General features: G+C 63.7%; 8 protein-coding genes. 6 read left to right on the top strand and 2 right to left on the bottom strand.

Annotated features, from left to right (window positions below):
- Positions 1-448: 448 nt before the first annotated feature.
- Positions 449-1,690 carry a uroporphyrinogen decarboxylase/cobalamine-independent methonine synthase family protein gene (locus tag B5E65_RS08125; RefSeq protein WP_087171270.1) on the bottom strand — a complete coding sequence of 414 codons (1,242 nt, stop codon included), beginning with the start codon at positions 1,688-1,690 and terminating at the stop codon, positions 449-451.
- Between the two features lie 189 nt (positions 1,691-1,879).
- A complete protein-coding gene (locus B5E65_RS08120) occupies positions 1,880-2,875 on the bottom strand; it encodes a LacI family DNA-binding transcriptional regulator (protein ID WP_087171269.1) in 996 nt (331 codons plus the stop codon).
- Positions 2,876-3,206: 331 nt separating this feature from the next.
- Here B5E65_RS08120 and B5E65_RS08115 point away from each other — a divergent pair, with 331 nt between their 5' ends.
- The 6 genes from B5E65_RS08115 (at position 3,207) to B5E65_RS08090 (ending at position 10,825) form a co-directional block, all read left to right on the top strand.
- Positions 3,207-4,178: a dihydrodipicolinate synthase family protein gene (locus B5E65_RS08115; RefSeq protein ID WP_087171268.1), complete on the top strand. Its 972-nt coding sequence runs from the start codon at positions 3,207-3,209 to the stop codon at positions 4,176-4,178.
- A gap of 96 nt (positions 4,179-4,274) precedes the next feature.
- Positions 4,275-5,546, top strand: coding sequence for an Nramp family divalent metal transporter (locus tag B5E65_RS08110; RefSeq protein ID WP_087171267.1), 1,272 nt, complete (start codon positions 4,275-4,277; stop codon positions 5,544-5,546).
- Between the two features lie 244 nt (positions 5,547-5,790).
- The gene (locus B5E65_RS08105) at positions 5,791-6,174 is read left to right on the top strand and encodes a BlaI/MecI/CopY family transcriptional regulator (protein ID WP_087171266.1); all 384 of its coding nucleotides are present in this window, start codon (positions 5,791-5,793) and stop codon (positions 6,172-6,174) included.
- Positions 6,164-8,362, top strand: a complete 2,199-nt coding sequence (locus tag B5E65_RS08100; RefSeq protein WP_087171265.1) for a M56 family metallopeptidase — start codon at positions 6,164-6,166, stop codon at positions 8,360-8,362. Before B5E65_RS08105 ends, B5E65_RS08100 begins: the two co-directional genes overlap by 11 nt.
- Positions 8,363-8,467: 105 nt before the next feature.
- The gene (locus B5E65_RS08095; RefSeq protein ID WP_087171264.1) at positions 8,468-9,781 is read left to right on the top strand and encodes a hypothetical protein; all 1,314 of its coding nucleotides are present in this window, start codon (positions 8,468-8,470) and stop codon (positions 9,779-9,781) included.
- Between the two features lie 180 nt (positions 9,782-9,961).
- On the top strand, positions 9,962-10,825 hold the full coding sequence (locus B5E65_RS08090; protein WP_087171263.1) for a C39 family peptidase: 864 nt from the start codon (positions 9,962-9,964) through the stop codon (positions 10,823-10,825).
- Positions 10,826-10,880 lie beyond the last annotated feature (55 nt).

Below are 10,880 nucleotides of genomic sequence, written 5' to 3'. Positions count from 1 at the left end.
CTTCGCCGTTCGCGCTGCGCGCTCCGGTTCAGCTCGCAGGGACTCTCGGCCTAACCGACCTTCCACCGGAAGGTCGGTCTTAACGGCCTCGTCTGGAAGCGCACCAGGCTCGCGGCGGACGGATGACGGGCGGCGGAGGGTGGCTTTTTTGTTTGGTGCTGCTTCCCCCACGGGAAACTGATCGTTTCCCGTGGGGCGGCTTCACCGTTCGCGCTGTGCGCTCCGGTTCAGCTCGCAGGGACTCTCGGCCTAACCGACCTTCCACCGGAAGGTCGGTCTTAACGGCCTTGTCTGGAAGCGCACCAGGCTCGCGGCGGACGGATGACGGGCGGCGGCGGGTGGCTTTTACCTTATAAGACATCATAAAAAGTGCGGGCCGGAGGGATCCGGCCCGCGGGATGGGGTCTGGGGCCTGTGGCCCCAGATTGGCTCATTCAGATTGGTTTTTTCAGGGTTTCCAGTACTCGGCGATGCACTCGCGGGCGATCTGCACGTAGCGGCGGCCGCGGTCGTAGTCGCCGAAGATGGTGCCGACCTCGCGCTGGGCCATCTCGAACAGGCAGCCGCTGGCCGCTTCGCAGACGCCCTTGAAGTAGGCGCGGAGGGCTTCTTCGTCCAGAGGACCATGGTTGGTGACGTATTCGGCGCGGGGTTTGCTGTAATACACCACGTTGGTGCCGCGCAGGTATTCGCCGATCTGGCGCTCGTTGTTGAACGGAGACACCGACAGCTTGCGCAGGTTCTTCCACTTGGACAGGTAATCCGGCCAGATGGCGTCCACCCGCTCGCAGCAGCCGTAGCTCAGCAGGCCAAACCGCTTGGCCATACGGTCCTGATAGGGGAACACAAACTCACCGAATACGTCCGGGGACACCGCGGTGGTTTCCTGTGACTCCAAAAAGCCCCAGCACTGGGTGGTCTTGGTCACGTTTTCGGTGGGCAGCTCCGAGGTGAACGCGAAACTTTCCTGGTTGATGGGGCTGATGCCGTTGGTGGGCAGCAGCAGGCCTTCGTTTTCCAGGAAGTCATAGTATTTCTCATACACGGTGGTGGCCATGTCCATCACTTCGTGCAGTTCGTCCGGGTAATCGTACATGGACAGGTAATAGTTTTCCATGCCCATCAGGTGCACCAGCGGGTTGGTGATCATGCCGGGCAGGCTGGGCATGACCTTGCGCACCGGCAGGATGTCGCCGAACGCCTCGTTGGCGGCTTCCTCCAGGGCGGCCGTGGCTTCCCGGTCTACGCCGAAGCTGCCGCCGCGCAGCAGATCCATGCCCTCGGCCAGATCGTCAATGATAGGATCAATATGGAACCCCATGGCGCCTTCGCCGTCGGCATGGGTGATCTTGGGCTGTGTGCCGAAGGGATGCACCCAGGTTTTCCACTGAATATCAAAGGTGGGCGAGATGGGGGTGTCGTCATCAAACAACTCCCGGCCGACCAGGGTGGTCAGCAGCATCTCTTCCAGCTGCCGGGCACGCGCACCGGTGCAGCGCATCCGCGGATATACAACCTCATTGGGGAAATTGGAGAACAGCAGGCGAACCGTAGGGCTCTCGCGCCGGCCATGGGCCAGGGCGTCCCACTGCTTCAGGATTTCGTCGTTCCGGGGACTGTTGGCAAATGTAAGCTGCTTGTGCGCCAATTGACGCAGAATCTCACGATCTTGTGCGCTGATAGGTTCCATAATTCTCCTCCGTCCAATAGTTTTCGCGTCAGCGGCGATACTCTTTTTTTATTATAGCAACAGACGGGGACAAAGTCATTCTTACGGATTGCTGCCCTATTGTTGAAAATTGCTGTTCTTTTTTTACAAAGCTGCTTTGCTATGGGGTTCCAAAACAAAGAAGTTTGCAAAATTGCGCAGGAAAGGGCATCAGGTGCTTTCCCGTTCTTCCAGCTGCATGGTGAAGGACAGGTGCTGCGGGGCCGGGCGCTGGCCGCCGGGGGCCTCCACCTCCTCGATTACCATGCGGGCGGCCTTCTGGCCCATCAGACGGGAGGGCATCTCCATGCTGGTCATGGCGGTCTGCAGCATGGCCCCCACCTCGTGGCCGGTCAGGCTCATCACCTTGATCTGTTTCGGGATGCGCAGGCCCCGCTCGGTCACCGCCCGGATCGCCCCCAGGCCCTGCACGTCCACCGCCGCCAGGATCGCGTCCAGATCCGGGTGCTCGTCCAGCAGCTGGTTGGCGCAGTCGTAGCCGTATTCAAAGGTGTTCACCGGCCGGTCGCACTCGCTGTAAAAGGCCTCCATCTCCAGTTCCTTGGCAGCCCGGCGCACCCCCTCGTGCCGTTCCCGGTAGGGGGCCAGATGAGACGAGCCGCTGATCAGCCCTAGGCGGCGGCATCCCTTATTATAGAGGAACCGCACCGCGTCGGCGCCGCATTCCCGGTAATCCGCCACCACGCTGCTGATCTGGGCCTCCTGCCGGCGCACTACCTGCACCAGCGGAATGCCGCTGGCCTGGATGTCCCGCAGCATCCGCCCGTTGCGGCCGGTGCCCGCGATGATGATGCCGTCCGCAAAGCCGCCCCGCAGCCGGTTCAGACAGTCCTTTTCCGCTTTGGGATCGTCCTCGGTGAAGCAGATCAGGGTGGAGTAGCCCAGCTGGCCCGCCTCCCGCTCGATGCCCTGCAATATCTCCGAAAAGATCGCCAGATGCAGCCGGGGCACCACCACCCCGATTACATGCCGGCGGCCCTGGCGCAGCGCCTGGGCCATCACGTTGGGGTGATAGCCCAGCTCCTTGGCGGCGGCGTAGATCCGTGCCTTGGTATCCGGGTGCACATAGGATGTATTGTTCAGCGCGCGGGAGACGGTGCTCACATCCACGCAGGCCAGCCGCGCCACGTCTTTCAGGGTCGCCATATTGCACCTCCGAATGCAAACGATTGTATCTATTTGTATTATACCGTTGGAAAAAGGGGATTGCAATCCGAAGAGGGCGTTTCAAACTGCACAATCCGGCGCGTTTTTGGCTGTGCATTTCGCTGTTTTGTGCAAAAACTTGGAACATAACTGCAAGAATTTGCAGAGAACGCCAAATCCATTGACGGTACCCGGAACCGGTGGCATAATGAAGGCACAGAAAAGATACAAACGTTTGTAGCAAGTGTTCTGCGGTGCGCAACACAGAACCTTCGTCCGTGTTATCCAACCGATCCGATACGATCGCATGAGTATGGAAAGGAGATCCATCATGGCTAAGGTTAAAACTTTCAAGACTATCTTCCCCGCAGTGTCTGTGCCCCTGAACGACGACTACACCATTAACGAGCCCGAATTCCGCGCTTACCTGCGCTGGATCAAGAGCTTCTACGGCAAGGGCATCGAGGGCCTGGTCTGCAACGGCCATACCGGTGAGATCACCGGCCTGACCCGCGCCGAGCGCAAGCGGGTGGTGGAGATCTGCGCCGAGGAGTGCGGCGACGTGATGACCATCATCTCCGGCGTGAACTGCGAGAACACCCAGGAATCCATCGAGATGGCCGCCGAGGCCAAGGCCGCCGGCGCCGACGGCATCCTGCTGATGCCTCCCCACATGTGGCTGCGCTTCGGCATGCATCCGGATGCTCCGTTCCAGTACGTGAAGGACGTGGCCGAGGGCGCCGACATCGACATCATCATCCACCTGTACCCGGCCACCAGCAAGGCCTTCTACCCGGTGGACACCCTGATCAAGATGTGCAAGGAGATCGACCACGTGAAGTGCATCAAGATGGGCACCCGCGTGACCTCCATCTACGAGCACGACGTGCGCAAGCTGCGCGAGGAGTGCCCCGACATCTCCCTGATCACCTGCCACGACGAGACCCTGTGCGTGAGCTGGTTCCCCGGCATGGACGGCGCCCTGATCGGCTTTGCCGGCTGCGTGCCCGAGCTGATCTGCCCGGCCTGGGAAGTCTTCCGCAATCCCGACAAGCACACCCTGAAAGAGGCCCAGGACTGGTCCAACCGGATCTACCACATCTCCCAGGCCATCTACGGCGGCGGCCAGCCCTCCGGTGAGGCCCATGCCCGCCTGAAAGAGGCGCTGCGTCAGCGCGGCATCTTTGCCAACGCCCTGATGCGCAAGCCCGTTCTGCCCCTGAACCAGGAGGAGAAGGACTGGGTGGCTCTGGGTCTGGAGCGCAGCCAGCTGCCTGCGGTGGACATGGCGCAGTACCGCTGACAACACGGACGTTCCGGCCCCGCGGCCGGGCCTATCCTCAAAGCGGGGCGCTGCACAGAGCAGCGCCCCGCCTTTTATGAAAAAGGAGCTGCCATCATGAACAAAAACCAGGTGGAGTTTGGTTCTGACGTGAAGCGACTCCCCGTAAAAGATCTGCTGAAACGCATCGGTCCCGGCCTGGTGGCCACCGGTATCGTGATCGGTCCCGGCGCCGTGACTACCTCCGCCATGCTTGGCGCGGACTACGGCTACGCGCTGATCTGGCTGATTATTCCCATCATCTTTATGGGCATCACCTTCATGATGACCACCAACCGGCTGGCCATCACCACCGGGTTGCCCACCATCCACGCCATCCGCAAATATTTCGGCCCCGTGGCCTCCACGGTGGTGGGCTGCGCGGTCTTTCTGGCCTGCCTGTTCTTCACCATGGGCAACATCTCCGGCACCGGCGCCGGCATGAACCTGATCTTCGGCGTCAACTGGAAGCTGGGATCGGTCATCATGATTGCCGTGGTGCTGTACTGCTACTTTGCCAAAAACGTCTATTCCAAGGTGGAAAAGATCATTACCCTGTGCATCCTTGTGATGATCGTTTCCTTCTACGCCACCCTGATCGGGGTGGGCGGCCCGGACTGGGGCGAATTCGGCAAGGGGCTGGTGTCCTTCCAGGTGCCCGAGGGCAGCCTGGCCACCGCCCTGGCCTTTATCTCCACCAACGCGGCCGTTACCTCCGGCATCTACGCCACCTACCTGGGCAAGGAGAAAAAATGGAATAAGGAAGACCTGTTCAACGGGGTCATGTTCACCGACGCGCTGGTGCATGTGCTCAGCGTGGTGCTGATTTCCGGTTCCATCATCCTGGTGGGCGCCATCGTGCTGCATCCCCAGGGGCTGTCCATCACCGCGCCCGCCCAGCTGGCGGAGCTGCTGGTACCCATCATGGGCGGCGCCGCCCGGTTCATCATGGGCTTTGCGCTGCTGGGCGCGGGCTTCTCCTCGCTGCTGGCCAATACCCAGCGCGGCATGGTGCTGCTGGGCGCCGGCCTGGACAAGGACGTGGGCCTGGAAACCAAGTTCGTGCGGTTTGGCTGCCTGGCCTGCCTGCTGTTCGCCATGGTGGTCTGCTACAGCTACGGCGGTTCTCCCACCCAGCTGATCCTGATGGCCAACATCGCCACCTCCATCGCCACCCCGGTGGGCGGCCTGTTCATCCTGCTGCTGCTCTGGCGCAAGGACGTGAACGAGGGCTACAAAAAGCCCACCGCGCTGCGCATCTGCATGACCATCAGCTATGTGTTCGTGCTGATCATGACCGCCTCGGCCCTGTCCGGCTATCTGCCCAAGATCGCGGCCCTGTTTGCCTGATCGTCTCTGCCAGCCTTTCCGTCCGCGCCTTTGTGCTGCTGCGCCTCCCTGTGCGGCGCCGGGGCCGGACGGCCTCTCAATCTCAGCCCGGGACCCTTCTGTTTCTGCTGCGGAAGGGTCCCGGGTCTTTTTGCCGCTTTGCCGAAAAAGTTTGGCGAAACCGCCGGTTTGTGTCCGGGCGTGTTTACGGTTGTAGACAACTGTGGTAGAGTGTTTACAGACGTAAACAGAAAGGATGGGGCGTATGGAACTGACCGGGGCCGAATGGGATGTAATGGAGTGTTTATGGGACGCATCGCCCCGCACCGGGCGGGAACTGGCCCAGGAGATGGCCGCCCGCCGGGGCTGGAGCCGCAGCACCACCCTGACCCTGCTGCGCCGCCTGGAGACAAAGGGCGCGGTGACGGCCCAGGAGGGGGACGGGGTACGGCGGTTCAGCCCGGCGGTGCGCCGGGAGGACGCGGCGCTGCGGGAGGCGGAGAGCTTTCTGGACCGGGTGTACAAGGGCAGCGTGAGCCTGCTGGTGAGCGCGCTGACCCAAAAACAGGCGCTGAGCCGCCGGGAGATCGACGAGCTGTACGCGATATTGCAGCAGGCGGAAAAGGAGGCGGAGGACAATGACCCTTGACTGGGCGGTCAGCAGCGCCGGATTGATCCTGATCGTGGGGCTGCTGCGGTTTGTGCTGAAAGACCGGCTGCGGGCCGGGGTTCGGTACGCGGTGTGGGGGCTGGTATTGCTGCGCTTGCTGCTGCCGGTGAACCTGGGCCAAAGCGCGGTGAGCCTGCTCAACGCGGTGGAGCGCACCCCCGCCGCCCGGACCGCGGAACTGGTGGAGACGGTGGACCGGGTGGAACGGGGCGAAAACGGCACGGTGGAGGGCTACCGCACCCGCCCGGACGGCGGGGCGGAACTGGTCTTTACCCGCCCGGCCACCGACCGGGAGTACCAGCAGATGGAGCGGGCGCTGACATGGCAGACGCTGCTGCCGCTGGTCTGGCTGGCCGGCGCGGCGGTGGTGCTGGCGGCGCTGGGGGCTTCCAGCCTGCGGTTTTACGCCCGGCTGCGCCGCAGCCGCCGACGGCTGGCGGTGCGCTGCCGGGTGACGGTGTATGTGAGCGGCGCGGTGGAGGCCCCCTGTCTGGCGGGACTGCTGCGCCCGGCCATCTACCTGACCGAAGCCGCGGCGGCCGACCCGGCGGTGATCCGCCATGTGCTGGCCCATGAACTGACCCACCTGCGCCACCGGGACAACCTGTGGGCGGCGCTGCGGGGGATATGTCTGGCGCTGCACTGGTTTGACCCGCTGGTCTGGTGGGCGGCAGCGGCCTCCCGGCAGGACGGGGAACTGGCCTGCGACGAAGCGGCGCTGCGCCGTCTGGCCCCGGAGGAACGGGTGGCCTACGGCCGCACCCTGCTGGCCATGAGCTGCGCCCGCGCGCCCTCGCTGCTGGTGACCGCCTCCACCCTGACCGGCGGCAAACGCAGCCTGCGGGAGCGGGTAAGCCGCATCGCCCACCGGCCCCGGGCCGCGGCCTGGGCACTGGCGGCCCTGCTGCTGACGGCGGCGCTGGCGGCCGGGTGTACCTTTACCGGCGCGGTGGAATCCGGCACAGCCGGAGAGGACGGTTCTTCCGGGGCGCAAAGCGCCGTGTCCGGACCGGCGAGTACACCGCCCGCGGCGAGCACCTCCGCGCCGACCGCTACCCCCGCGCCGCCGTCCTTCAGCCAGACCTTTGACCAGGCGGAGTTTATCTCCTTCTTCAGCGACAGCCAGCTGTGCAATATGCCGGGCTACCCGATCGGCAGCACCGGGGAACTGGCCGAGGGGCCGGACTATACCCGGCTGCGGCTGCTGGCGTATCAGTATCAAAGCTGGCTGGACAAACGGCAGGGGGTCACCGCCCCGGTGAACGAGCAGGGCATCCCCTATTACGCGGTGGAACAGACCGAAGCGGTGATCGAGCAGCTGTTCGGCCTGCGGGTGGAGCTGGACGACCTGGCCCGCACCCAGCGGGCCCGATACCCCGCCCCGGAGGGCTGCCTGTGCGTGCCCTGGAATGTGGACTACGGCCAGCAGACGGTGAAGATTGACCCGTACAGCATTTCCTGCGAGGAGGGGATCATCTGCCTTTCCGCCATCGTCTACGAGGGGGACGGCCAGGATAATGAGCCGGCGGAGGATACTCTGCTGTATACCTTTGTGTTCCAGCCGGACAGCACGGTCTGCCCCTACCGGCTGGAGTCGATATTCTCAATGAATGAGCCGCGCGAGAAAACCTATGAGGATCCGGTCCTGACCGAGGCCCACTGGCTGACAAACAAACTGGTGACCCCCATTCTGGACCGGGAAGAGGGGATTGACCAGGTGAGCCCCGCGCTGTTTGAGGAGGAACCCGGCCTGGAGGAGCGGTTCCTGCTGTCGACTACCTGGATGGAGGAGCGGTATAAGGCGTATGCCGAATACTCGGAAGACGGCATGGCCATGTATGTGACCCGGGAAAATGCTGAACGGCTGCTGGATCGGGTCTTTGGGCTGGAAAATATCCCGGCCAGCCTGTGGCAGTCGGAGGATTACAACGCGGCCGCCCGCCGGTTTGAATTCCCTACCGGAATCGGCCTGAACGACAGTTTTGCCCCCTATGGCCTGACCTGCACCCGGGTGAACGAGACCACGGTCAGCGCCCGGTTTACCATGTTTTCGGGCGCGAACTACGGAGGGCCCCGCAACCTGGGGGAATACGAGATCCTCTACACGGTGCTGCCGGTGGAGGAGGAGCCCCGGCTGCGGTTCCAATCGATGCTGCCGGTGGCGTGATATTTACCGTTTGGATACAACTTGTTGGAGAAATGGCGGCAGATACCGGGGTATACTGAGGATGGAAAATCCAGGGCCGCCCGGCCCGGAAAGGAGCCGCCATCTATGAAGAAAAAACGTCTGTGCGCCCCGCTGGCGCTGCTGCTGGGCCTGGCGCTGGCGGCGGGCTGCGCCGGGGCCTCCGCCTCATCCTCCGAAGCCCCGCTGCGGGAGGAGGACGCCCGGATACCGGGGGAGGGCAGCGGATTCGTCGTCCAGCTGGAGGGGGAACCGCCGGTCTCGCAGCAGGTCCGGGAGAATACGGTGACCCCCGGCTTTATCCACATGACGGAGGAATATCTGCGGGCCCGGGAGGTGTTCCGGCTGTTCCGGGGCAACCCCTCCCATGTGGAGGACTTCCCCCGGGAGGACGGTACCTGGTATCAGCCGGGCACCCTGAGCCAGGAGATCGACGGCAAACTGTATTACCGGGCCTGGAACCGGTATGAGAACTGGGCGGATTTTGAGGCGATGGTGCGGGCGGTGTTCACCGACGAATACGCCGACGCGCTGCTGGCCGAGGGCACATTTCGGAACCGGGACGGGGTGCTCTGGTACGCGGCGGACACCGCCCAGCCCGACCCGGCCTATCAGGGCGGGCGTACCGACAACTTTCTGACCGTGGACCAGTACGTGGGCTACAGCGAGGTGGAGAACTCCTTTAAAGAATTTACCCTGCTGGCCCACTACGAGGGGGAAAACGGTGTGTTCGTCCGGGAACTGCCCCTGCGGGCGGAGTACACCGAGGAAACCGGCTGGCGGTTTGACCGGTTCGACGACCCGGCTTACACCGACCGCACCTATCCGCCCCAGCAGCGGCAGGAGTATACCGACCTGTCCTTTTTGACGGAGGAACAACAGGCCCTTTTTACTGCGGCACGTCAAGCGGCGGACGACTACCTGTTTGGAAGCGCCAGCGATATCCTCAGGCTGCCCGGCAACCGGATGGGGGAGACCTTTCCCGTCCAGCAAAACGGGTACACCGTGGAAGCGGCCGTGGTGGAGGGGGAAGACGGGGATTACGCGGCCCTTACCCAAAAGATGCGGGGCCTGTTTACCGGGGAGTATCTGGAAAAAACCGGGTTCACCCAGCGGTTCGGGGTAAAGGACGGCCGGACCACGGTGATTCTGGGCGACATGGGCACCGATATCTACTACACCGACGGTGCGTTCGATACCTACCGCCTGATCGGCGCCAGGGAGGACGCCGTGGATTTTATGCTGGTGGCCCACTATGCCTCGCCCCAGGACTACGAAACCGACGATTCCTTTATCTACCGGCGCGATACCGGGAACTGGGATTATCTGGTGGAATACCCGGTGCGGCTGGTGAACACACCGGAGGGCTGGCGGCTGGATACCTACGAACGGCCCTATTAAAAACACGCCGGGCGGCGCGGAGAGAGGTTCTCTTTCCGTGCAGCCCGGCTTTTCGCACTCTGCGCCGCAAGAAAATCGTAAGATTTTGCGCGGAAAATCGTATAAAACCGAACAGGCAGCCGCAAAACCCCGCGCCCGTTCCCGTGCTAGAATACAGGGCAAGGGAAAGGGGAGAGAAAAATGGAACATGGTGCGCAGCCCGCAAGACGGGTGCGGTATGTGTCCCCGGCGCGGCGTCGGGCCCGGCGGAGAAAAGCCCGGCGGCGGGCGGCGGTCTGCCTGCTGGCGGTGGTGGCGGTCTGCTTTGGGGTGTACCGGTGCGCGGCGGCGCTGGCCGACCGGCTGGCCCCGGCCCAGTCCCAGCCGCCCGCCGCCGGCCTGACCCCGCCCCAGGGTACCGACGAGGAGCGCATTGCCTGGATCAACGCCCACGCGGAACTGTACACCGAGGATCTTCTGGACCTGCTGGAACGCCATCCCGACGCGCTGGATTTTGTGGAGGGCTATCCCTGGCACAAGGACGACGAGCCCGCCGACTCGGTGGGGACGGTGGAAAAGGGGAGTTTCCCGCTGCTGCTGCAATGGGACGAACGCTGGGGCTGTACCCGGTACGGCGGGGACATCCTGGCCATCAACGGCTGCGGGCCCACCTGCCTGGCCATGGCGGCGGCGGGGCTGACCGGGGACGACACCATCACCCCGGCCCGGGTGGCGGCGGCTGCCGAAAAGGCCGGCTACTGCGGGCAGAACGGCACCAGCTGGGAGCTGATGCGCACCGGCTGTGCCACGTGGGGCCTGACCAGCCGGGAACTGCCCCTGACCGAATCCGCCGTGACCGAAGCGCTGGCGGCGGGCCAGCCCATCATCTGCAGCGTGCGGCCGGGGGACTTCACCACCACCGGGCATTTTATCCTGCTGGCGGGGCTGGAGGAGGGCGGCATCCGGGTCAACGACCCCAACAGCCCCCAGAACAGCGAAAAACTCTGGGCTTACGAAACCCTGGAACCCCAGATCCGCAACCTGTGGGCCTTTTTGCTGGCGTAAAGAAACGGGGCCGGGCGATCGGTATGATCGCCCGGCCCCGCCGGGTCAGCAAACG

The organism is Gemmiger sp. An120 (assembly GCF_002160955.1).
GTDB lineage: Bacteria > Bacillota > Clostridia > Oscillospirales > Ruminococcaceae > Gemmiger_A > Gemmiger_A avium.
The sequence above is the reverse complement of the archived record's forward strand: the minus strand, read 5'-3'. Positions and strand labels throughout refer to the sequence as shown.

Coding starts and splice junctions, on each gene's coding strand:
- B5E65_RS08115 (WP_087171268.1), top strand. CDS start 3,207: ATGGCTAAGGTTAAAACTTTCAAGACTATCTTCCCCGCAGTGTCTGTG.
- B5E65_RS08110 (WP_087171267.1), top strand. CDS start 4,275: ATGAACAAAAACCAGGTGGAGTTTGGTTCTGACGTGAAGCGACTCCCC.
- B5E65_RS08125 (WP_087171270.1), bottom strand. CDS start 1,690: ATGGAACCTATCAGCGCACAAGATCGTGAGATTCTGCGTCAATTGGCG.
- B5E65_RS08095 (WP_087171264.1), top strand. CDS start 8,468: ATGAAGAAAAAACGTCTGTGCGCCCCGCTGGCGCTGCTGCTGGGCCTG.
- B5E65_RS08100 (WP_087171265.1), top strand. CDS start 6,164: ATGACCCTTGACTGGGCGGTCAGCAGCGCCGGATTGATCCTGATCGTG.
- B5E65_RS08105 (WP_087171266.1), top strand. CDS start 5,791: ATGGAACTGACCGGGGCCGAATGGGATGTAATGGAGTGTTTATGGGAC.
- B5E65_RS08120 (WP_087171269.1), bottom strand. CDS start 2,875: ATGGCGACCCTGAAAGACGTGGCGCGGCTGGCCTGCGTGGATGTGAGC.
- B5E65_RS08090 (WP_087171263.1), top strand. CDS start 9,962: ATGGAACATGGTGCGCAGCCCGCAAGACGGGTGCGGTATGTGTCCCCG.